16 protein-coding genes are annotated in these 22,228 nt (G+C 61.0%); 9 read left to right on the top strand and 7 right to left on the bottom strand.

All coding sequences use genetic code 11. From position 1 onward, the window contains the following. The first annotated feature begins 133 nt into the window (after positions 1 to 133). A complete protein-coding gene (locus tag CFII64_RS02740; RefSeq protein WP_020289232.1) occupies positions 134 to 1,267 on the top strand; it encodes a cupin-like domain-containing protein in 1,134 nt (377 codons plus the stop codon). A 200-nt stretch (positions 1,268 to 1,467) separates the two neighbouring features. Here the strand turns inward: CFII64_RS02740 and CFII64_RS02735 are convergent, their stop codons facing one another. Beyond that, positions 1,468 to 2,595, bottom strand: a complete 1,128-nt coding sequence (locus tag CFII64_RS02735) for a hypothetical protein (protein ID WP_020289231.1) — start codon at positions 2,593 to 2,595, stop codon at positions 1,468 to 1,470. Position 2,596: 1 nt separating this feature from the next. Continuing rightward, positions 2,597 to 6,127 (bottom strand): toxin VasX, encoded by a 3,531-nt coding sequence (locus tag CFII64_RS02730; protein WP_020289230.1) that lies wholly within the window; start codon positions 6,125 to 6,127, stop codon positions 2,597 to 2,599. A gap of 457 nt (positions 6,128 to 6,584) precedes the next feature. On the opposite strand from CFII64_RS02730, the gene CFII64_RS02725 reads away from it, so the two are divergent. The 8 genes from CFII64_RS02725 (at position 6,585) to CFII64_RS02690 (ending at position 15,121) form a co-directional block, all read left to right on the top strand. After that, on the top strand, positions 6,585 to 7,322 hold the full coding sequence (locus CFII64_RS02725; protein WP_020289228.1) for a FadR/GntR family transcriptional regulator: 738 nt from the start codon (positions 6,585 to 6,587) through the stop codon (positions 7,320 to 7,322). Continuing rightward, positions 7,319 to 8,326, top strand: coding sequence for an ABC transporter ATP-binding protein (locus CFII64_RS02720; RefSeq protein WP_020289227.1), 1,008 nt, complete (start codon positions 7,319 to 7,321; stop codon positions 8,324 to 8,326). Before CFII64_RS02725 ends, CFII64_RS02720 begins: the two co-directional genes overlap by 4 nt. Then, positions 8,323 to 9,456, top strand: coding sequence for an ABC transporter ATP-binding protein (locus CFII64_RS02715; RefSeq protein WP_020289226.1), 1,134 nt, complete (start codon positions 8,323 to 8,325; stop codon positions 9,454 to 9,456). The genes CFII64_RS02720 and CFII64_RS02715 overlap by 4 nt, the downstream gene beginning before the upstream one ends. Beyond that, entirely contained in the window at positions 9,453 to 10,955 is a 1,503-nt protein-coding gene (locus tag CFII64_RS02710) for an ABC transporter substrate-binding protein (RefSeq protein WP_020289225.1), read from the top strand. The genes CFII64_RS02715 and CFII64_RS02710 overlap by 4 nt, the downstream gene beginning before the upstream one ends. Before the next feature lie 28 nt (positions 10,956 to 10,983). After that, positions 10,984 to 11,931 (top strand): ABC transporter permease, encoded by a 948-nt coding sequence (locus tag CFII64_RS02705; protein ID WP_020289224.1) that lies wholly within the window; start codon positions 10,984 to 10,986, stop codon positions 11,929 to 11,931. Continuing rightward, positions 11,928 to 12,800 carry an ABC transporter permease gene (locus CFII64_RS02700; protein ID WP_020289223.1) on the top strand — a complete coding sequence of 291 codons (873 nt, stop codon included), beginning with the start codon at positions 11,928 to 11,930 and terminating at the stop codon, positions 12,798 to 12,800. Before CFII64_RS02705 ends, CFII64_RS02700 begins: the two co-directional genes overlap by 4 nt. A gap of 37 nt (positions 12,801 to 12,837) precedes the next feature. After that, a complete protein-coding gene (locus tag CFII64_RS02695) occupies positions 12,838 to 14,433 on the top strand; it encodes a gamma-glutamyltransferase family protein (protein WP_020289222.1) in 1,596 nt (531 codons plus the stop codon). Positions 14,434 to 14,647: 214 nt separating this feature from the next. Further along, entirely contained in the window at positions 14,648 to 15,121 is a 474-nt protein-coding gene (locus tag CFII64_RS02690; protein WP_020289221.1) for an SgcJ/EcaC family oxidoreductase, read from the top strand. 128 nt (positions 15,122 to 15,249) lie between these two features. On the opposite strand, the gene CFII64_RS02685 is transcribed toward CFII64_RS02690, so the two are convergent. The 5 genes from CFII64_RS02685 to CFII64_RS02665 all read right to left on the bottom strand — a co-directional run bounded on the left by CFII64_RS02685 (position 15,250) and on the right by CFII64_RS02665 (position 21,998). Beyond that, a complete protein-coding gene (locus tag CFII64_RS02685) occupies positions 15,250 to 16,524 on the bottom strand; it encodes an aromatic amino acid transport family protein (RefSeq protein WP_020289220.1) in 1,275 nt (424 codons plus the stop codon). A 298-nt stretch (positions 16,525 to 16,822) separates the two neighbouring features. After that, entirely contained in the window at positions 16,823 to 18,235 is a 1,413-nt protein-coding gene (locus CFII64_RS02680) for an aspartate aminotransferase family protein (RefSeq protein ID WP_020289219.1), read from the bottom strand. A gap of 114 nt (positions 18,236 to 18,349) precedes the next feature. Further along, positions 18,350 to 19,840 (bottom strand): DASS family sodium-coupled anion symporter, encoded by a 1,491-nt coding sequence (locus CFII64_RS02675; protein ID WP_020289218.1) that lies wholly within the window; start codon positions 19,838 to 19,840, stop codon positions 18,350 to 18,352. A 143-nt stretch (positions 19,841 to 19,983) separates the two neighbouring features. Continuing rightward, positions 19,984 to 21,312 (bottom strand): ATP-binding protein, encoded by a 1,329-nt coding sequence (locus CFII64_RS02670; protein ID WP_020289217.1) that lies wholly within the window; start codon positions 21,310 to 21,312, stop codon positions 19,984 to 19,986. Next, positions 21,309 to 21,998 carry a response regulator gene (locus CFII64_RS02665; protein ID WP_020289216.1) on the bottom strand — a complete coding sequence of 230 codons (690 nt, stop codon included), beginning with the start codon at positions 21,996 to 21,998 and terminating at the stop codon, positions 21,309 to 21,311. The genes CFII64_RS02670 and CFII64_RS02665 overlap by 4 nt, the downstream gene beginning before the upstream one ends. Positions 21,999 to 22,228 lie beyond the last annotated feature (230 nt).

Genomic DNA, 22,228 nt, shown 5'->3' with positions numbered 1-22,228 from the left:
ACAACAGTTGCGTCGTCAGACCTACCGCCCTCCCGGCTAAAGCCGGTCCTACGAATCTGAACTGCATCACCCATAAATTCCCCGGCCGCTCATCCGTTCCCCCTTCAAGCCCAAACCAACAAGAGTGAGCGCCGTGGATCTGCAGCCCGTCCTGTCAAAGTTGTTCGTCAATGCCGGTTCGGTCGGTATCGAAGGCGTCTTTCAGTTCATCTTCGGCGCTGAGCTGGCGATCTGGTCCGATGTGCAGGCGCGCACCGTGACCGAAACCGGCCGCCACGCGCGGCCGGACGTGACCATCGAAGTCAGCAAGACTGACTTTCTGGGCATCATGAGTGGCGTTGCCAATGTCGAAGAACTGTTTGCCAGCGGCCGCTTGAAAATCGGCGGCAATATGGGGTTGGCGACGATGCTGCCGCAAATCATCGACAGCGCCCGACGCGGCACTGCCAGGCAGGAAAAAGTCGACATCAACCAGCGTTACCCGACGCCGCCGCGCTTCAGCGAGCGCGTCTCGGCGAGCCTGCCAACCCAGGTCAGCGTCGAAAGAAGGCCGCGCAGCGCAGTGACGGTCAGCGAATTCAGGAACCATTACCTGCTTGAAGGCATTCCACTGATCATCAGCGACGCCCTGCAAGACTGGCCGCTGTTCAACATGAGCCGCGAACAATCCCTGAGCCATTTCGCCGAACTGCAAGGCATCACCCGTCACGGCGACTACGTGAAGAAGACCTTCTCCACCGACCGCGACTTCCGCTCCACCTCCATGGCCGACTTCATCGCCTCGCTGGAAAAACCCGCCAGCAAAGGCGTCGATGGGCAACCGCCGGCGTACATGGGCAACAACATCCTGCCCGCGCAATTACTGGCGCAGATCAAATACCCGCCCTACTTCGAGCAATCCCTGTACATCGCCCCGCGCATCTGGATCGGTCCCAAAGGCACGCTGACCCCGCTGCACCGGGACGACACCGACAACCTGTTCGCCCAGGTCTGGGGCCAGAAATCCTTCATCCTCGCCGCGCCCCATCACCGCGAAGCGCTGGGCACCTGGTCGACCTCCCCCAAAGGCGGCCTGGACGGCTGCGACTTCAACCCCGACGCCCCCGACCACCAACGCTTCCCCACCGCCCGCGACGTCACCTTCCTGCGCATCACCCTGCAAGCCGGCGATCTGCTGTTCCTGCCCGAAGGCTGGTTCCATCAGGTGGAATCGATCACCACGTCGCTGTCGGTGAACTTCTGGGTGAATTCGGGGCGGGGTTGGTAAGCACGGGGGGTTCTGAAGAAAATTGCCCCCCATCTAATGCAACCCGTTGGAGCGAGGCTTGCCTGCGAACCAGGCGCATCGGTCAGCCAGACCCACCGCGTTATCGTTCTTCGCGGGCGAGCCTCGCTCCAACGGAGAACGCGTTTGACTGGCTAATGCGCGTTGTCTGCTGAGTCCATAAATCGGCGGCGGCACGCTCATCAGGCGGACTTCCGATCAGGCCGCTGCACCTGGGTAAAGCGCGTCGAAATGTTCAGCTCCGGCCTTTGCTGCCTCAGGGTTTTGACGGCTTCGCTCAGGCGTTGCAGTTCCGCGCTGGGTTTGGCCCATTGCTCGGGCGGCAAAGGTGCCGACCAGTTCTGCATCGCTTCGGGCACGACGGCGCGGCCGATGCTTTTGATGCGGCGGATTTCCCATTCGGTGAGGTGGTTAGGCAGCGTCCATAAGGTCAGTGCGTGGTACGTGTACCACCAGAACGGATAAAAGAACCCCACCTCGCGGTTTTTGCGTCGCCGCCGCATGCGTTCCCGAGCGTTGTAAAAGGTATGCAGACCTTCATGGGGCGGGTCGCCGGGGTTTTGCAGGTCCAGCGGGTCCTGGATTTCCTTGAGGCTGTGTACTTCGTATTCCATGTACGCGCGAATCGCCTCCCAGTTGCATACCGCCAGATCAAAGCCGCCGCAAAAGAACTCCAGGCTGTAATGCTCATCGTGCGGCGCATGATAAAACCCGACGCCCATGGCGTAGCGGATATCCAGGCCGTATTGGTTGACGGAGCGCGCCTGCACCACCCAGGCCGATAGTGATTCCCATGGGACGAAGATGGGTTCGGTGTGGCCTCTGGGTACAAAACAGACTTCGCGGCGCTGGCGGTTGAAGCGGGTGGGGACGATTTCGTTGTATTTATCGAGGTGGTTGAAGGTGATGAAGAGGTAGATGAACAGAGCGAAGGCGGCGAGCCAAGCACCGACTTCCAGGCCTTCGGGCATGACCTGAAGTGCAAACACTGTAGCTGGCTCAACTCCACCGCCATCTAAGACCGTCAGCAACCAAGCCAACGCAGGTGCAAAAAAACCGAAAAACCAGATAGCCCAGAACGGCGCACCCAGCCCCATCTGCCAGGCGAAGACGGCAGGTAGCCCCACACCGAAGTCCAGGTAGCTGTCATTGACCTCTCCCACGGCATGACCGTAGTCCTGAGCGGGCAGATCGGTAGGCAGTGGTAAAGGCGCCAAATACACCACCTGACCGGTTGGGAAACGCTCGACCATGCCGGCATGCGGCGCGTGATGAATCGGCGGTGGTGAGCCGGGGATATCAGTCGCCATCTCAGTTTTCCGCCTGCTGCATCAATGCCGGGTCGATCTGGAAGTAGCGACATTCCTCACCCTGACGAGGGATTGTGCGTGCGGGGAAGTTGCCAGTCTCACCGGTGACGGGAAAGCGCAGGTCATAGAGGTTGGCTTCGTAACGACCGTCGGCAACTGCGTGCCCTAGTTGAATCGACAGGACAATGTCGCTGCGCTCCGGGTAAGCCGAGCCGAGCAGCTCGCGAATATCCGACAACTCGACGATCAGCGGAGCGTCTTGTTTGATGAACAGACGATCTTCCAGCGCCTCGCCCAGCGTTGTCCAGTGCGCCGGCTTTCGGTCGCGGTCGGTTTGCTCGCGTTGCACTCGATAGCCACCGATATTGAGCAAAACGCTGCTGGCGTTGCTGCCCACCCGCTTTGCCAGGTCGGCAACTGACAGGGTTGGAAAATGCAGCAGGAAACGACGGGGCTGGATCGTTCCCGACTCGTCTGAGGCTGGCAGGATTTCCACGTGCGGTGCCTGAATGTGGCCGCGCAAGGTTTTCTGAAACTCGGAAAGGGCTATTGACTCGCGTCGATCCGGGTCCATGCCCCATGGAGTGCTGAGTAGCCAGTGATCATGGGCGCTCAGGTTAAAGCGGTTATAGAGCCAGCTGCCGGACAGCTCCAGCGCCGTAAAGAGAATCCCCACAAGGTTGAAACGTAAAAACACCGTGGACAGCCGAATGCCTGCTAGTGCCCAAGCGGTGGTACGAGCCGCAGAACCGGCCTCGGCGGCGAGAACATGCCGGAAGGCTTGCACCGTATGGCCCACACCGTAGGCATTGCTGGCGATAAAACCGCTATTGCCCAGCATGCTGAGCGTCGCCCCGGCTTGCGCGTCACGGTTGCCGTTGCGCACCGCGTCCTGCCAATTGTTATAGGAGCTGGCCAAGCTCATGCCGGCTGCGGCTATTCCTGCAAGGTAACCTACAAACCCTAGGCTGATGTGCAACTTGCCCATCTGCACATGCACGCCCATCAACTCTGCTTTCTTCAGGTTTTTCCCGAGTTCCGTTGCATGAGCACTGAGAGCTGTATCGACGATGCCTTGCGCTGCGCCAAATCCGGCTGCCACGGTTGCTGCCACCGAATTTAATAAAGGCCCTATTTCTCTAGAGCTCTCTGGTCGCGAGAAAACCTCCCGCCTCACCTGCACCAAATTCACCACCTGCGCCACAAACACCAACACCCCGGCCCCATCCCCCAACAACCCGGCCTTCGGCGCAACCGTAACCCCGTGCCGATAGTTATCCAGCAGCGAGCGCACTTCGGCCTGCTGTTGTGGTGGGAATACCAACGTCAGTCCCGGCTTGCCCGACGAGGCCGCTTGCAGGTGCGTGGCATCCTCGGGCAGTGCGCCGATGGGGCTGATGAAGCGGGCGAGTTGTGCTTCATGCTCTTGCAGGCTGAGTTTGAGTGCTTGCTCGCGGTCCTTGAAAGATTGTGCCTGCGGGGTCAAATGCCAGAATTTGTCCTGGGCCTTGCGGTGATTCGCGACGCTTTTTGTCGAGGTCAATTGCCTGCGCAAGCCCAGCACCTCTTCCACTGTTTTGCCCGCGTGTTTGGCGTCGTCTGCGTTGCCGACCACGAAGGTCACGCCCTCGCGTTTGGCGGCATCAAGCAGCGCGACGCCCGCACCTTTGGGCATGCGTCGGAACAGTTCTTCGATGTCCGGCATCTGGCCTTTGTCCAGATGCTGCATAAAGTCCTGCACGGCCTGCTGCATGCCCATTTGCAACGCGGGGGCCAGGGTGCCCATGGCCGCGGCGGCGTTGATTTGCGTGGCCGGCGACAGGTTTTCGGGGTTGAGCACCAACCCCGCGCCCCAGTGTTTGAGGCGTTCCAGCCACGCGGGGGCGTCCTTGATCAGCAGCCAGCCGGCATTGGTGATGTACGCAAATTGCACGCCCAGTTCGGTTTGCGCACTGCGCGGCGCGGCGTAGAACATCTGCCGGGTCATGGCGGGGTTGGCATTGAGCCAGGCCAGGGTTTGTGCAATCGCGCTGTCGCTGCGGCACAGGTCCTTGAGGCAGTCGTATTCGGTGAGCAGCGCGTGATCGACCTGGTCGCTGTCCTCGATGTCGTAATACCAGATGGCCCGATGCAGACGGTCCTTGATCAACAACTCGACGCGGTCCTGGGTAATCTTCTCCAGCAGCGCGTTCAGCGGCTGCAGCACCTCGCGTTGGCGCTGCACAAACGCGTCCATGGCCGGGCGATCAATCAGTTCGTTGATGCCACGCTGGCCGAATTTGGCGCCGTACAGCAACTCTTTGGTGGTCTTGTCCACCTGCCGATAGAGCCGCCACAGCGCCTTGCGATGGCGAGCGATAAAGTCCGGGCTCGTGCCGACGAATTTCTGCTCCAGCTGATATTGCTGAATGGTCTGCGCCCTGGCATCGATCCCGTCGTCCATGCTGAACCGGTCAGGTTTGGCCTGATCCAGCCGGGCCTGCAAGTCGGCGGGCAGCTGGTCGTTATTGAAATAGATGTCGGTGTGCTGGCTATTGTCCTCACTCATCACCTCGCGCAGGGTTTTGCGCGTCTGACTGCGCTCGGGTTCGGGCAGGGCTTGCAGGTCGTCAAGCAGCGCCTGCAGGGGCCGGTCGCGTTTGGCCCGCTGGTTGAGCTTGTCTTCATCGATCAGCGTGATGGATTCGATGTAGCAGCCCAGCAAATAGTCGCGTTCGACGTCGCCCTTTTCCGCACCGCCATCGGCCCACGCCTGAATCTGTTCGACCACGTGATTCTGATGATTGGCCAGATCGCGCATGACGCCCACGTCATCGCGCACCGCCAGGAACAGAAAATCACGTTTATGCGTGCCAATGACCTGGCTGGTGAATTCTTCGATGATGGTTTGCCGGTACAGCGCCGGTTTTTCCCACCCGTAGGGGATGTCTGGAGACGTGTCGCCCGGTTTGTCGGCCCAGGCAGCGCTGGTTTCGGCCAGCCACACGGCCATGCTCGTGTCGTCAACCAGATCCTGGCCCTGACCATAATCAACGCCCTCGAAACTGACGCGCTGCATGAAGTGCTCACGCTCGGCGGCCACTTTTACGACCTGGGCGCATTTGAAGGCGGTCCACTGCACCTCTGAATACGTGACGTGCAGCACGCTGCTACGGGCAAACACCAGCGCCGGATCAACCTCCACAACCGTGGTGCGCCGATCAGCCACCACGTCGCTGCCTTTGAACAGCAAGGCGACCACCGAGCCGTCGCGGGTCTGGTACTCGTGCAGCCAGCCAGTGGCGCTGTCGATAATGTACAAATAGCCATCGCGCAACAGGCGAAACCCCAGCGGCCGCGACTGCAATTCATAGGGCATCGACAGCTCAAGCGACGGGTCAAGTTCCTCGACCCTGGCGTAGCGCACCGGCAGCAATTGCAGGGTCTGCATCATCAGCGGGCACATCCCGCCGGTGTCCGGTGCGTCGGCGCTTTTGGAATTGGCAACCAGAATGGCCATATGGCCGCGCGGGGTCATGCAGGGGTCGATCATGCAGGCTCCTTGCCTTGGACGGGCGCTGTATCAAAGAACCAGGGTCAGATGAGCGAACACGACGAGGCACGACCGGAACCCTGTAAGAAGTCGGCAGATTGGCGGATGAAGAGGGTGCACTCAATGCGCGAAAGGGCTTTTGGGAAATGCCCTACGACATGTGTCGCCATGCCCTGCACTGGCGCAGTCTCGCCCAAAAAAATGCACGCCAGCAGCACTACCCGAAAATTGGTTCACCCATCAGCGAACCAATCCCCTCCTCCACCACTGAACCCACTCCCCGAACCATTAGCCATTGGCCCGCGCACCGCGACAACGGGTCAGAAAGCAGCGATTTCAATTCGAAGCCCTGCGAACCAATTTCCATTGGCATCGCTCTTGCACCCGCTCCAGAAGCCCTCGTTGCAGCCTTATCGCGAGCAAGGGCTTCTTTTTCGGCCTGGTGCGAGTGACCACGATGCAAAGGTTCGTCCCTGACACAACCATCGATAACGCTTCGAAGCTGGCGCTGGATGCCTTGCGGCAGATGGTGGCGCAGCATGCGGCGTTTCCTCAGCGGGCGTTGCCGACCGAGCGGGATCTGGCGACGGATTTCGGCGTCAGCCGCCGGGCGATCCGCCGCGCCTTGTCGGTGCTGGAAGCCGAAGGGCAGATCTGGCGGCGTCAGGGCAAGGGCACGTTTGTCGGGCCGACGCCGCCCAGCGCGGCGTTGAGTTTTGCGCGGTTGTCCGGGCGGACCAATTTCAGTGAGGTCATGGAAGCGCGGCTGCATCTGGAGCCCGCGCTGGCGTCGCTGGCGGCGGTACGCGCCAATGGCGAGCAGATGGCGATTCTGCGGCGCCTGGCCGAACGCACCACGCGTCAGCAGGACGCCGCTGAAATCGATGCCGAAGGCCTGGAGTTGTGGGACAGCGCGCTGCATCGGGGAATTGCCGAAGCAGCGGGCAACCGGCTGATGCTGGACATCTTCGAGATGCTCGACGCGATTCGCCTGGATCCCACATGGCGCGATTTGCGGCAGCGGGCGCGCAATGCCGATCGCCTGAACACTTACAGCCACGATCACGATGACATCGTCAGCGCCATAGAAAGCCGCGATCCGATCAAGGCCGCCACCGCCATGCGTGGACATTTGCGGGCGCTGCAACAAGCGCTCGACACCGTTATCAATCAAGACCTGGAGGCGAGTCTATGACTGCGACCGGCCACGATTCCAGCCATCCGGTACTCAGTGTCAGCGACTTGACCGTGCGTTTTGCCGGCGCGCCCGTCAACGTCGTCGACGGCGTATCGTTCAAGGTACAACGGGGCAAAACCCTGGCGATTGTCGGTGAGTCCGGCTGCGGCAAGAGCGTGACGTCCATGGCGTTGATGGGCTTGCTGCCAGACAGCGCAATGGTCGGCGCCAGCGTTTCCAGCCTGCTCGACGAAACGCTGCTGGGCATGCCTGAAGAACGTCTGCTCGACGTGCGCGGCAATCGCATGGCGATGATTTTCCAGGAACCCATGACCTCGCTGAATCCGGTGTTCACCATTGGCGAGCAGATCGCCGAAAGCGTGATCCGTCATCAAGGCATGTCAGCCAGGGATGCGCGGCAACGGGCACTGGAGATGCTGGAAAAAGTCCGCGTTCCCGATGCCGCGCAACGTCTGGATGCATATCCCCACGAGTTGTCCGGCGGCATGCGGCAGCGGGCGATGATCGCCATGGCCCTGGCCAACGATCCGGCGCTGATTATTGCCGACGAACCTACCACCGCGCTGGATGTAACCATTCAGGCGCAGATTCTTGCGCTGGTTGCCAATCTGCAAAGGGAAACCGGCACGGCGATGATCCTCATCACTCACGACCTGGGCGTGGTCGCGGAGGTCGCCGATGACGTCATGGTCATGTACGCCGGGCGCGTGGTGGAAAGCGGCTCGGTGAAGACCTTGTTCGACGATCCGCAGCACCCTTACACCATCGGTTTGATGGGCTCGATGCCTTCCATAGGCCCACGGGAAGGTCGTCTCGCGACGATCAATGGCCGCGTGCCGACGCCTGCGGAAATGCCCGGCGGTTGCCGTTTTGCCGGGCGTTGCCCGTTCGTGATTCAGGCCTGTCGCGAGGCGCGCCCGCCGCTGCTTGAGCTTTCCCCCGGACATTTCGCCGCGTGCATCCGCGCGCCCCTGGAACAGCATGTGGGAGCCAGCGCGTGAGCCCTTCTGAACGCGAAATCGTCGAACGCATCACTCTTGAACGCACAGCGCAAAAACCCATCCTTGAAGGCGTCGGCCTGAGCAAGCATTTCGGCGTCGAAAGCGGCCTGTTCCAGCGCAAGAAGCCGCCGGTGCAGGCGGTCAACAATGTGTCGCTGTCAGTGCGCAAAGGCGAAACTCTGGCGCTGGTGGGCGAGTCCGGTTCGGGCAAATCGACCCTCGGCCGACTGCTGCTCAACCTCCTGAAACCGACTGCGGGCGACGTGATTTACGAAGGCCGCAACCTGGCGAATCTGCCAGCGGAAAAGCTGCGTCAGGTGCGCCGCGATCTGCAGATCATCTTCCAGGACCCGTTCGCCTCGCTGAACCCGCGCATGACCGTGGAATCGATCATCGGTGAACCCATCTGGCTGCACAGCGAAGCCAGCCGCAGTGACCGGCAGGCCAAAGTCGCCGAGCTGCTGCGCACGGTAGGCCTCGCCCCGGAACACGGCGGCCGCCATCCCCATGAATTTTCCGGCGGGCAGCGCCAGCGTATTGGTATTGCTCGCGCTCTGGCGTCGGAGCCGCGTTTGATTCTCGGCGATGAACCGGTGTCGGCGCTGGACGTTTCGGTGCAGGCGCAAGTGGTCAACCTGCTGGAAGACCTCAAGCATCAGTTTGGTCTGACGCTGGTGATCGTTGCTCACGGTCTGGCAGTGATTCGCCATATGAGCGACCGCGTTGCCGTGATGTACCTGGGGGAAATCGTCGAGCTGGCGCCGGTCAACGCGCTGTTCGAAACCCCGCTGCATCCCTATACCCAGGCGCTGATGGCCGCCGTGCCGGTCAGCCATCCGGACTTGCGTCGCCCGCGCCCGGTGCTCGGCGGCGACATGCCAAGCCCCAGCCGCCCGCCTTCGGGCTGCCGTTTCCATACCCGCTGCCCCCATGCCCGCGCCCTGTGCAAAGAGGTTGCGCCGGTCATGGAAAGTGTCGCAGCCGAACGTCAGGTTGCGTGCCACTTCTGGCGCGAAATCGCCAACGCGGGTGCCGGCACGCTGATCCTTCCTACCCCCAGCGCGGCCTACAGCCAGCGCTTGAGCCTGTTCAAGACTCATCAATCCCTATCAACGGAGAGCCAGCCATGAAAATCGCACGCGTTATGACCGGAACGTTGTTACTGCTGGCCGCCAACGCCGCCTTTGCCGAATCGACCTTGCGCATCGGCATCCAGGACGACCCGGACGTGCTCGACCCGCATCGCTCGCGCACCTATTCCGGTCGCCTGGTCTACACCGCGCTGTGCGACAAGCTGGTGGACGTCAACCCGGACCTGACCTATGCGCCGCAACTGGCCACGGCCTGGAACTGGAGCGAGGACGGCAAGACCCTGACCATGACCCTGCGCGACGGCGTGACCTATCACGATGGCGAAGTGTTCGACGCGGCGTCGGTGAAGTTCAACCTGGACCGCGCGCGCACCTTGCCCGATTCGTTGCGCAAAAGTGAGCTGGCCTCGGTGGACAGCGTGGAAGTGATCGACGCGAAAACCGTGGCGATCAAGCTCAAGCAACCCGACGCCACGCTGGTTTCGCAGCTGTCGGACCGTGCCGGGATGATGCTCGCGCCCAAGGCCGCACAGGGTGAATTCGGCATGAAGCCGGTCTGTTCCGGGCCGTACAAATTCGTCCAGCGCGTGCAGCAGGATCGCATCGTGCTGGAGCGTTTCGACAATTACTGGAACAAGCAGGCTTACCACTTCGACAAGGTGATTTTCCTGCCGATTCCGGACACCTCAGTGCGCCTGGCCAACCTGCGTTCGGGTGATCTGGACATCATCGAGCGTGTGGCGCCCACCGACGTGAAAACCGTCAAGTCGGACAGCAAGCTGGCGATCTACAACACCCCGGGGCTGGGCTACATGCAGCTGATGTTCAACGTTGCCAATGGCGAAAAAGCCAACACGCCGATGGGCAAGGACAAACGCGTGCGTGAGGCGTTCGTGCTGTCCATCGACCGCGACGCGATCAATCAGGTGGTGTTCGAAGGCTTGTATGCGCCGAGTGCCCAGCCGTTCCCGAAAAACAGCCCGTACTACGACAAGGATCTGCCGATCCCGGCGCGCGATGTCGCGAAAAGCAAGGCGTTGCTGACTGAGGCCGGGGTCAAGCTGCCATTGGCGGTGGACCTGAAAGTCGCCAATAACCCAATCGCGCAACAGGTCGGACAGATCATCCAGGCCATGGCCGAAGAAGCGGGTTTCAAGGTCAATCTGGTCGCCACTGAATACGCCACGCTGCTCAGCGAGCAACAGGGCGGCAACTTCCAGATTGGCATGAGCGCCTGGTCCGGCCGACCTGATCCGGATGGCGACATCCATCAGTTCGTCACCTGTAAAGGCGGCCAGAACGATGGCAAATACTGCAATCCCAAGCTCGATGAGCTGCTGAACAAGGCGCGCACCGTCAACGACGTGGCTCAGCGTCAGGCGCTGTACAACGAAGCGCTGCGTTTGCTGGCTGACGAAGTGCCGACCGCGTACCTGTATTTTGATCCGCGCATCATTGCCATGCGCAACACCGTGACCGGTTTCGTGCCGAATCCGGATGGATTGATTCGTCTGACCAATGTCGCGTTCAAGCCGTGATTGACGCGCACACCAGCGAGGGTTCGGCATGCTGATGTTCATCCTGCGACGCCTGCTCAGTGCGATTCCGACGCTGATTCTGGTTTCGCTGTTCGTTTTCACCCTGCAGAAGCTGCTGCCGGGCGACCCGGTGCTGGCCATGGCCGGGGAAGAACGCGATCCGGCGGTGATGGAATACCTGCGGGACAAATACCGCCTCAACGACCCGTTGCCGCTGCAATACCTGCACTGGGTCGGCAATGTCCTGACCGGGGATTTCGGTACTTCGCTGCGCACCGAGCAACCCGTCACCACGTTGCTGGCGTCCAAGTTGCCGGTAACGCTGGAGCTGGCGGTGTTCGCCTTGCTGATCGCGCTGCTGATCGGCATTCCCACCGGGATCATTTCCGCCGTGCGCAAAGGCACGGCGGTGGATTACGGGGCCAACGTCATCGCGCTGTCGGGGATCTCGATTCCGCACTTCTGGCTGGGGATTCTGTTGATCATGATCTTCGCCGTGAAGCTGCAATGGCTGCCCGCGTCGGGCTTCGTGCCCATTGGCGAGGACTTCGGGCAGAACCTGAAAACCCTGATCCTGCCGGCCTTTGTGCTCGGTGCCGGCTTGTCGGGGATTCTCATGCGCCACACCCGCAGCGCCATGCTCGAAGTGTTGCGCACCGACTATGTGCGTACGGCCCGGGCCAAGGGTTTGTTTCCGCGCACAGTGATCCTCAAGCATGCGTTGCGTAACGCCTTGATGCCCATCGTCACGCTGACCACCTTGCTGTTCGGCGAATTGCTCGGCGGCGCAGTGCTGACCGAACAGGTGTTCAGCATTCCCGGCTTCGGCAAGATGATCGTCGACGCGGTGTTCAACCGCGATTACGCCGTGGTGCAAGGTGTGGTGCTCTGCGTGGCGATTGGTTTTCTGTTGCTGAACCTGCTTGCCGACGTGCTCTATCGCATGATCAACCCGCGTCTGAGGACAGCGTCATGACCGCCATCGCCAGCGTTACTCTCACTGCGCTTGCGCCCCGCGCGCGCTCGCCTTTCGTCAAAAAGTTCCTCGCCAACAAAGGCGCGGTGCTCGGTGCGGCGGTGCTGCTGTTGTTTATCCTCGCGGCTGCGTTTGCGCCGTGGATCGCGCCACACGATCCGCTCAAAGCCAACTTCCTCGCCGTACGCAAGGCGCCGTCGCTGATCTACTGGCTGGGCACCGATGAGCTGGGCCGCGATCTGTTTTCCCGTCTGCTCTGGGGCGCGCGCAGTTCATTACTGGCGGGCGGCGTTTCAGTGGCGATTGCCATGCTGATCGGCGTGCCGCTGGGTTTGCTCGGCGGTTACTTCGGCGGCAAGCTCGACGCGATCATCTCGCGGATCATGGAAGCACTGCTGTCCTGTCCGTTTCTGGTGTTGGCCATTGCGCTGGGGGCTTTTCTTGGCCCGAGCCTGACCAACGCGATGATTGCCATCGGCTTGTCGGCGATGCCGATCTTTGCCCGCCTGACCCGTGGTCAGGTGCTGTCGATCAAGCACGAAGACTACCTGGAAGGCGCCCGGGCGATTGGTCTGCCGGATCGCTGGATCATCCTGCGTTACGTGTTGCCCAACGTGACATCGCCGCTGGTGGTGCAAGCCACATTGACCATCGCTTCAGCGATCCTTGCCGAAGCCAGCCTGTCGTTTCTCGGCCTGGGCCAGCAACCGCCCTCGCCTTCCTGGGGCTCGATGCTCAACACCGCGAAAAATTTCATGGAGCAAGCGCCGTGGATGTCGATTGCGCCGGGCGTGGCGATCTACATCACGGTCTTGTGCTTCAACCTGCTGGGTGACGGCCTGCGCGATGCGCTGGACCCCAAGGGCTAATCATTCTTTCTGCCATTTCTGCCAAGAGAAGACGCTAATGTTCGATGATCTGGATTACAGCCAACCTTACGCCTCGGCCCGCTCGCCGGTCATGGGCAACAACATGGTCGCTTGCTCCCAGCCGCTAGCCGCACAGGCCGGGCTGGACATGCTGCGCCGTGGCGGCAACGCGGTTGACGCAGCAATTGCTGCGGCCATGGTGCTGACCGTGGTCGAACCCACCGGTTGCGGGATCGGCAGCGATGCGTTCGCTATCGTCTGGGACGGCAACAACTTGCAAGGTTTGAACGCTTCCGGCCGTGCGCCACAAGCCTGGACGCCTGAGCACTTCGAAGGCCAGAGCGAAATGCCGCAACGCGGCTGGGGCGCGGTTACCGTGCCTGGCGCAGTGTCCGCCTGGGTTGAACTGTCCAAGCGCTACGGCAAGCTGCCCTTCGCCACCCTGGCGGAACCCGCCATCGGTTATGCCCGCGACGGTTATCAAGTCACGCCGATCATTGCCGAGTTGTGGAAACGCGGCTCGCAGCTGCTCAAGTCGCAGCCCGGTTTCGCCGAATGCTTCATGCCCAATGGCAAAGCGCCGCTGGCAGGCGAGAAAATCCAGCTCAAGGATCACGCCCGCACCCTGGAGCTGATTGCCCAGACCAAAGGCGAAACGTTTTATCGCGGCGAGCTGGCCGAAGCGATCATCGCCCATGCCAACGCCAACGGCAGCGTCATGAGCCTCGACGATCTGGCGACCCACACCGTGGACTGGATCGAAACCTTGTCGGTGCCGTATGCAGGGGCGATGGTTCACGAACTGCCACCCAACGGCCAGGGCATCGCCACGCTGGCCGGCCTGACCATGCTCGAAGCGCTGGGGGTCGGCGAACATCCGGTGGACAGCCTGGCCACCGTGCATCCGGTGCTGGAAGCCATGAAGCTGGCGCTGGCCGACCTCGACGAACACGTCGCCGACAGCGAGCACATGCGCGTTGCCTCGGAGCATTTGCTGGACACCGCCTACCTGATGGAACGCGCTGGCCTGGTCACCGATCAAGCCGCCAACCCTGGCCATGGTTCGCCGAAAGCCGGTGGCACGGTGTACCTGTCCGCTGCCGATGAGAGCGGCATGATGGTCTCGTTCATCCAGTCCAACTACATGGGTTTCGGCTCTGGCGTGGTCGTGCCGGGCACCGGTATCAGCCTGCAAAACCGTGGTGCCGGCTTCTCGCTGGACCCGCAACACGTCAACGTCGTCGCGCCGCGCAAACGTCCGTTCCACACCATCATTCCCGGTTTCGTGATGAACACCGACGGCACGCCATTGATGTCCTTCGGCCTGATGGGCGGCCCGATGCAGGCGCAAGGTCATCTGCAAATGATGATGCGTATTTTGCGTTACAAGCAGAACCCGCAAGCCGCAGCCGACGCGCCGCGCTGGAGAATCGAGTCGGGTTTGAAAGTCGCCGTGGAGCGCGCATTCGACCCGCAGGTCGTCGAAGCGCTGCGCGCCAAAGGTCACGACATTGACGTTGAAGAGCCAAGCGGCGTATTCGCCTTCGGCGGCGCGCAGATCATCCAGCGCACCGCCCATGGTTATGTCGGTGGGACCGATCCGAGGAAGGATGGGTTGGTAGCCGCTTATTGATTGATCTTGATCCTGCGTGTGCAGATGACACTGCGCACGTAGGACAAGGCGTTTTCAACTATCGGAAGAAGGACAATAAAACATCAACTAAATATTGGTCCTACACAACCAAGTAAAATCAATACTTGGACACAACTTAGCGAATAACTCATCTGGAGCAGATATAAAGAAATCGATAGCATCCGCGCCCCAATATTCTTCGTGATAACTAACAATGATTCTTCCAAAAAGTCTGGCATTGGCATATTCCGCCGCGGCGTTACTGTTACCGGTCACAGCCCAGGGGCAGCCAGATAAAAACTGCGTCAAGACAGATCAGGTTCAGATAGCCGCATTATTCGATGACTGGAACACCGCTCTGAAATCTGGCAATGCCACGACGGTTGCAGCCCGTTACAGCAGCGATGCAGTGTTGCTGCCAACACTCTCCGACCGAGTGCGCACGAACGATGAGGGCCGCATCGCATACTTCAACGACTTTCTGAAGAAGAAGCCTGAAGGAAGCATCGACAGCCGCACCCTCTACATTGGATGCAACATGGCTATTGATACAGGCCTTTACACTTTCCAGTTCGAAAACCATCCCGCCGCAAAAGCCCGCTATACCTTTACCTACGCATTCCTTGACGACAAATGGCTAATTACCAGTCATCACTCATCGTTAGTGCCGCACGTTGTGAGTCATTGATAGCCGCAATGCAACTCGTTGAAGCGCGCGGGCGGCGTTCCGTCTTGCCCGCGAATCGACCGTAGGAGCGACCGTAGGAGCGACTTTAGTCGCGAGGGCGTCAATTACCCTCCCGGCTAAAGCCAGTCCTACGTCAACGAGTACGCCAGTGCCGATATCGACACCAGCCCGACGATCACCACAAACACATTGGAAGCCTTGCCGGCGTACTGACGCATGGCCGGGACTTTGTGGATGGCGTACATCGGCATCAGGAACAGTAACGCGGTGATGATCGGGCCACCCAGGGTTTCGATCATGCCCAGAATGCTTGGGTTGAGCGTGGCAACCGCCCAGCACACCACCAGCATCAGCGCAGCGGTCATGCGATCCAGCAGCAAGGGCGCGGGACGATAACCGGTTTTCGCCACCAGGCCTTTCAAGCCCTCGCTGGCTCCGATGTAGTGGCCCAGAAACGACTTGGCAATGGCCACGAACGCAATCAACGGCGCCATGAACGCAATGGTCGGATTGCTGAAATGGTTGGCCAGATACGACAGGATCGACAGGTTCTGCGCCTTGGCTTCTGCCAGCTGTACCGGCGACAAGGTCAGTACGCAACTGAAAACAAAGAACAGCACCAGCACCACCATCAAGCCATGGGCGCGGGCGAGGATTTGCGAACTGCGACCTTCAGCCTGAGTTCCGTAACGACGCTTCTGATCCACAGCAAACGCCGAGATGATCGGCGTGTGGTTGAAGGAGAACACCATCACCGGAATCGCCAGCCAGAAGGTGTGCAGGAACGCCGAGGGCTCCGGCAGCGTGGTCGCGGTTTCGAGGATGCCGCCGGTCCAGTGCGGGATCAGGAACACCGAAAGAAACAGCAACGCGACGATGAACGGGTAAACCATCAGGCTCATGGCCTTGACGATCACCCGTTCGCCGCAACGCACCACCGCCAGCAGGCCGAGGATCAAGACAAACGCCAAAATCGCCCGGGGTGGCGGTTGAATGTGCAACTGATGCTCGAGAAAGCTGCCCACGGTGTTGGTCAGCGCGACGCTGTAGATCAGCAGGATCGGAAACACCGCGAAGAAATACAGCAGCGTGATCAAGGCCCCGGCGCTCTTGCCGAAATGTTGCTCGACCACTTCGGTGATGTCCGCGCCTTCGCGTCCGGACAGCACGAAACGGGTCAGGCCACGGTGTGCAAAGAAGGTCATGGGGAACGCCAGCAGCGCAAGGATGATCAACGGCCAGAAGCCGCCGATACCTGCGTTGATCGGCAAAAACAGGGTGCCCGCGCCGATGGCGGTGCCGAACAAACCGAGCATCCAGGTGGTGTCGTGGCGGTTCCACGCAGCAATGCTGGCGGGGGCCGTGTCGAAACGTTGTTCGACGCTATTGGCCTGATCATTCATCCGGTCGAATCTCCGTTGCCGGTTAATACAACAAGGCGGGGACGCATCGGAAAACCTGGCAGTTCAACGCCCCCATCAAAAACAGGGGCGCAATTGTCCGGGATCGGGCTTGAAAATCAAAGGCTTGTCTGACGAGAAGGTGTTGATCCTCTGAATTGGAGCGCATTCCGTTGGACCGGTTTTAGCCGGGAGGTCGCGGGTACATTCGCAGCGGTTCCGTCGTCAGAACCGTCATCCTCCCGGCTGAAGCCGGTCCTATGGTCCCTGCCCCGCACAGCGCAGCGAAATTCAATTCACTTCAAACCCTCTTCAACGCCGCCGCCAGCGCTTTGGCAAAACGCCGTGCGACTTCGTCGATCTGTTCGGCGCTGATGATCAGCGGCGGCAGGAAGCGCACGACTGCGCCATGCCGGCCGCCGAGTTCCAGGATCAGGCCGCGCTTGAGGCATTCATTCTGGATCAGTGGCGCCAAAGTGCTGTACGCAGGCGGATGGCCGAGGTTATCCAGCGCGCCATCGGGGTTCACCAGCTCGATGCCGAGCATCAAGCCACGCCCGCGAATGTCGCCCAGTTGCGGGAAGTCTCGCTGGAGGATGCGCAGGTGCTCGGTCAAACGCGCGCCCATGGCTGTCGCATGAGACGCAATATCGTGCTGTTTCAGGAAGCCCATCACCGCCGAGCCCGCCGCCATGGCCATTTGATTTCCACGGAAGGTTCCAGCGTGTGCGCCCGGCAGCCAGGTGTCGAGCCAGTCGCGATACACCACCACCGCCAACGGCAGGCTGCCGCCAATGGCTTTGGACAGCACCACCACATCCGGCACGATGCCGGCATGCTCGAAGGCGAACATTTTGCCGGTGCGGGCAAAGCCGCTCTGGATCTCGTCCACGATCAACGCCACACCGGCCTGCTCGGTGATGCGCCGCAGACCCCGCAGCCAGTCCAGATCCGCCGGAATCACGCCGCCTTCGCCCTGCACCACCTCGACGATCACTGCTGCGGGCCGTTCGACACCCGCTTCGGGATCGTTGAGCAGGTTTTCCAGATAACTCAGATTGACCTGCACGCCCTGCTCGCCACCCAGGCCGAACGGGCAGCGATAGTCGTAAGGGAACGGCAGGAACTGCACGCCACTGTTGAGCAACGCGGCCATGGGTTTCTTCGGACCCAGGCTGCCCATCAGGCTCAACGCGCCCATGCTCATGCCGTGATAACCCCCCTGAAAGGAGAGCACGGTGCTGCGTCCGGTGGCGGTACGCACCAGTTTCAACGCGGCTTCCACGGCGTCCGTACCGGTGGGCCCGCAAAACTGGATTTTCGCCTCCCGGCGCAGACCTTCTGGAAGTAAACCGAACAGGTCCTGAACGAATTGATCTTTAACCGGCGTGGTCAGGTCCAGCGTATGCAGCGGCAGGCCGTCATCCAGCACCTGACGAATGGCGGCGATCACCACCGGATGGTTATGCCCCAGCGCCAGGGTGCCAGCACCGGCCAGACAATCGATGAAGGTGCGTCCTTCAACGTCCTCGACATAAATCCCCTGGGCGCGCTTCAACGCCAGCGGAATACGCCGTGGATAACTGCGCGCGTTGGATTCCTGCTGCTTCTGGCGTTGCAGCAAAGGCGAATCTTCGAAGTGATAAAGCACTTCGTCCGGCTCACTGACAAACCGGGCAGGCGAATTTTCGTTGCGACTGATGGCGACCGACATCCCTCAAACCCTCGATAGCAGGTAGTAGAAAAGGACATCTGCCACGCCGTCGAGCGCTTGCAGATTTCCTGTTAGGGAAACGCACCAGCGCGGCGAGGATTTACAAAATCAGTGTCACATCCAGCCCAGCCACTTCCAGTAGGTGGCAGCGAACAGCAGCATCAGCAGGTAACCGATGATCGTCACCGGCAGGCCGACACGGGCGAACTGCCGGGCGGTGAAGGTTTCCGTGCCCAGGCAGACCATGTTCTGCGGCGCGTTGATCGGCAGAATGAACCCGTAGCTGACCACAAAACCCAGCAACATGGTCATGCCCAGCCGGTTGAAATCACCGGGCAGGGTTTGCAACACCGCGATCAGGATCGGCAGCATCGCCGAGGTCAACGCCGTGGCGCTGGCGAAACCCAGGTGAATCAGGATCAGGAACGCCCCGAGAATGGCGAAAACTCCCAGCGGGCCGACTTTGTCCAGACCGGTGTTCGCCACCACTTGCACGCCCAGCCACTGACCGGCATGGGTCGTAAGCAATGCAGTGCCCAGACTGATGCCCACGCCGAAAACAATCACCGTGCCCCACGGAATGCGCGATTGCACATCCTTCCAGGTCATCACGCCCCAACGCGGCAGCAACAGGAGGACCAACCCGGCGTAGGTCGTGGAGGTGGTGTCGAAACTGTGCAACTTGCCTTCAGTGGCCCACAACAACAGCAAGCCGATGGACACCGCCATCAGGCGTTTCTGCGCACTGGTCATGGGGCCGATTTCGGCCAGGGATTGCGCGACGGCTTCCTTGCCGCCGGGGATGCTGTCGCTTTCCGGCGGCAGTAATTTCAGGACCAGCAGAATCAACACGCCGGACATGATGATCGCCCAGGGTGCACCGGCGATCAGCCAGTCCAGCCAGGACACTCGTGCACCGAGCATTTTCTCCATGAAGCCGGCCGTCAGCAGGTTTTGCGCGGCGGCGGTCTGAATGCCGACGTTCCAGATGCTGGTGCCTTGGGCGACGATGATCATGATCGCGGCGGCGATGTTCGAGCGTTTGTCGACCCCGAACGCGGCAATGACGCCCATCATGATCGGCACCACGCAGGCACTGCGCGCGGTAGCACTGGGCACCACCAGACTCAGCAAAATCGTCACCACAATGGCGCCGAGCATGATGCGCCGGGTGCTGGTGCCGACCCGCGCCAGAGTCACGAGGGCGATTCTTCGATCCAGTCCGGTATGAGTCATGGCGGCGGCGATGAACAGCGCCCCGGCGACCAGTGCCAGTGCCGGATTGGAGAAGCCGGTCAGGGCCATGCTGATCGCTGCGGATGAACCATAGATCACAGCCGGGTCCGGCAAGGTCGGCGCGGTGCCGATCAGGAAGGCCATGAGCGAAGTGATCATGATCGCGCTGGCTTCGTAAGAAACCGCTTCGGTAATCCACACCACGACGGCAAAGGCCAGAATCGCCAGCATTCGGTGCCCGGCAACCGGCAGGTCCGCCGGCAGCGGCAGCAATAACACGCCGACCATCACCAGTACGGCGATGGCCAGTGCGATGGGCAACTTGAGCTTCGCGGGCGGTACTTCGGGCGTCGTCACAGTCGCATTCATGATTTTTTTTCCTGGGTCCATCGAAATCAGCACGCATGGCTTGCACATCCAGGACGCGCAGCCCGCTATCGCGCGCATCATGACGCAACGGTTGACGGCAACGCTTGAGATGGATCAACACAATGTTGATGCTTGGCCCGGACTTATCCGTGAAGGTCGCGACTCAACGGCATACGCAGTTCGACCCGCAAGCCATCCGGCTGATTGGCGAAAGTCAGCAGGCAGCCGCAGCGCTGGACAATGGCCTGCACGATGGCCAGGCCCAGACCGGCACCTTCGCCGGTGCCCTGCCGCCAGAAGCGTTGGGTGACAAGGCTCAATTGTTCCTCGGCGATGCCGCTGCCGTGATCCCGCACCTCAAAGCATGCCAGGCTCGCTGAAGTGCTCAAGGTCAGCTCAACCCGGGTGTTTCGAGGTGCGTGGCGCAAGGCGTTTTCCAGCAGATTGCGCAAGGCGGCGATGGCCAGCACCGATGGCATATCCAGCGCCGCTGAGGACAAATCGTCCGGCAGGTGCAGATCAATGCGCGACACGTGGCCGTGACTGGCGTCGTGCATCGCCAGACGCGCGACTTCTTCGGCGCTGCATTGCACGCCATCTTCGAACGACAGACTGCCCTCGACTCGCGCCAGTAACAGCAATTGCTCAAGCGTGCTGTGCAGGCGATCCGCGCCCTCTTCCGCGTGGGCCAGCGAACGATCACGGGTTTCGCCCTGGGTCATGCGCGCCACTTGCAGGTGGGTCTTGATGGCGGTCAGCGGGCTGCGCAGCTCATGGGCGGCATCGCCGGTCAGACGCCGCTCGCGTTCCAGGGTCTGGGCAATGCGCTGGAACAGCTGGTTCTGGGTGTCCAGCAACGGCAGCAACTCATTGGGCATACCCGAGATATCCAGCGGCTCCAGCGAATCGGCACTGCGCCGTTTCAAGGCATCACGCATGCGATTGAGCGGCGCCAAACCTTGCCCGATGCCCAGCCAGAGCAGGCCCAGACTGCCGAACAAGGCCACCGCCACCGGCACCGAAGCCGCCAATAAAACCGAATATTTCAGGGTGTCGCGCTCGTCCTGGCGGTCAGCCGTGGTAACGCGCAACTCGCCGTGCGTCAGGGTGAAACTGCGCCAGCGTTCGCCGTTGATAAGCTGGTCTTGAAAGCCGCTGGCATCGGCCGCCAGCGGTTCATCCGGGGTCGAGTGACTGCGTGCGAGCACTTCGCCGCGCAATGAACTGACCTGACACGCCAGCCCGCCGGGGATGCCCAACTGCTCGGCGCTCAAGGCTGCGCCGTCATTGCTGGCGGGGACTGGCAATTGCTCGAGGAGCCCGGAAACCATGCGCGCCGATGCGGCGAGACGTTGATCCAGTGAGTCCATCATTTGTGCACGCAAATCACACAACATCCAGGCCGCCGCGAGCATCCAGATCACCACGAATGCCGAGCCCAGCGTCAGGCTCAGGCGCAGACGCAGACTCATTGACGGTCCTCCAATGGCAGGTCTTTGCCGGCCACGCCGAGTCGATAACCCAGGCCGCGCACGGTCTCGACGATGTGGCCGCCCAGCTTGCGCCGCAGATGATGGATGTGCACGCTCAGCGCGTTGCTTTCCACTTCATCGCCGAAGCCGTAAATGCAATCCTTGAGTTGCTCGCTGGACAGTACACGACCTCGGGCATGCATTAGCGCATGCAACAGCGCCTGCTCACGGCGGGACAAATCCACCGGTTGACCGGATAGAAAAACCTCGCGACTGCTGGGGTCGTAGCTCAGGCAACCATGCTCGATCAGGTTGACGCTGCGTCCGGCCACGCGCCGCACCAACGTGTGCAGGCGGGCGCTGAGTTCACGCAGATCAAAGGGTTTGAGCAGGTAATCATCGGCACCGGCCTGCAAACCATCGACCCGGTCGCTGACCGTATCCCGCGCGGTAAGAATCAACACCGGCAGCTCCACGCCCTGCCCGCGCAGCTGCTTGAGGAGCTTGAGACCGTCTTCGTCGGGCAGGCCCAGATCAAGGATCAGCACATCGAATTGCGCCGCCGCCAGAATCGCCCGCGCCGCTGCCGCCGTGGCCACCCGATCCACGGTCAGGCCCTGGGCATTGAGGCCGGCGGCAATTCCGCTGGCGATCAGATCGTCGTCTTCACAGAGTAATACGTGCATGCTCGGGCTCGGGAAATGTACCAATGAAACAGGTCAGGATTAAGGCAGGATTATGCCTTCGAGGACAAGATGGGATCGCGACCCCGGTCGCGCAGATCAAAAAAATGCAATCTCGTTGGAGATTCTATGTTCGCGGGCAAGCCTCGCTCTAACCGATTCAGGGCCCACCTGAAACATTGCTCTGGCTGTTGATTTTCGCTTTTCCGTGCCGCGATCTGACAGACACCGCC

Origin of the sequence: Pseudomonas sp. CFII64, assembly GCF_000416235.1 — a bacterium.
GTDB lineage: Bacteria > Pseudomonadota > Gammaproteobacteria > Pseudomonadales > Pseudomonadaceae > Aquipseudomonas.
Note: the sequence above shows the minus strand (reverse complement) of the source record. Positions and strands in the feature narration are given on the sequence as shown.

Excerpts from the sequence above, each read along its gene's own strand:
- CFII64_RS02735 (WP_020289231.1), bottom strand. The coding sequence starts at position 2,595 with ATGGCGACTGATATCCCCGGCTCACCACCGCCGATTCATCACGCGCCG.
- CFII64_RS02730 (WP_020289230.1), bottom strand. The coding sequence starts at position 6,127 with ATGATCGACCCCTGCATGACCCCGCGCGGCCATATGGCCATTCTGGTT.
- CFII64_RS02725 (WP_020289228.1), top strand. The coding sequence starts at position 6,585 with ATGCAAAGGTTCGTCCCTGACACAACCATCGATAACGCTTCGAAGCTG.
- CFII64_RS02720 (WP_020289227.1), top strand. The coding sequence starts at position 7,319 with ATGACTGCGACCGGCCACGATTCCAGCCATCCGGTACTCAGTGTCAGC.
- CFII64_RS02710 (WP_020289225.1), top strand. The coding sequence starts at position 9,453 with ATGAAAATCGCACGCGTTATGACCGGAACGTTGTTACTGCTGGCCGCC.
- CFII64_RS02705 (WP_020289224.1), top strand. The coding sequence starts at position 10,984 with ATGCTGATGTTCATCCTGCGACGCCTGCTCAGTGCGATTCCGACGCTG.
- CFII64_RS02700 (WP_020289223.1), top strand. The coding sequence starts at position 11,928 with ATGACCGCCATCGCCAGCGTTACTCTCACTGCGCTTGCGCCCCGCGCG.
- CFII64_RS02695 (WP_020289222.1), top strand. The coding sequence starts at position 12,838 with ATGTTCGATGATCTGGATTACAGCCAACCTTACGCCTCGGCCCGCTCG.
- CFII64_RS02690 (WP_020289221.1), top strand. The coding sequence starts at position 14,648 with ATGATTCTTCCAAAAAGTCTGGCATTGGCATATTCCGCCGCGGCGTTA.
- CFII64_RS02685 (WP_020289220.1), bottom strand. The coding sequence starts at position 16,524 with ATGAATGATCAGGCCAATAGCGTCGAACAACGTTTCGACACGGCCCCC.
- CFII64_RS02680 (WP_020289219.1), bottom strand. The coding sequence starts at position 18,235 with ATGTCGGTCGCCATCAGTCGCAACGAAAATTCGCCTGCCCGGTTTGTC.
- CFII64_RS02675 (WP_020289218.1), bottom strand. The coding sequence starts at position 19,840 with ATGAATGCGACTGTGACGACGCCCGAAGTACCGCCCGCGAAGCTCAAG.
- CFII64_RS02670 (WP_020289217.1), bottom strand. The coding sequence starts at position 21,312 with ATGAGTCTGCGTCTGCGCCTGAGCCTGACGCTGGGCTCGGCATTCGTG.
- CFII64_RS02665 (WP_020289216.1), bottom strand. The coding sequence starts at position 21,998 with ATGCACGTATTACTCTGTGAAGACGACGATCTGATCGCCAGCGGAATT.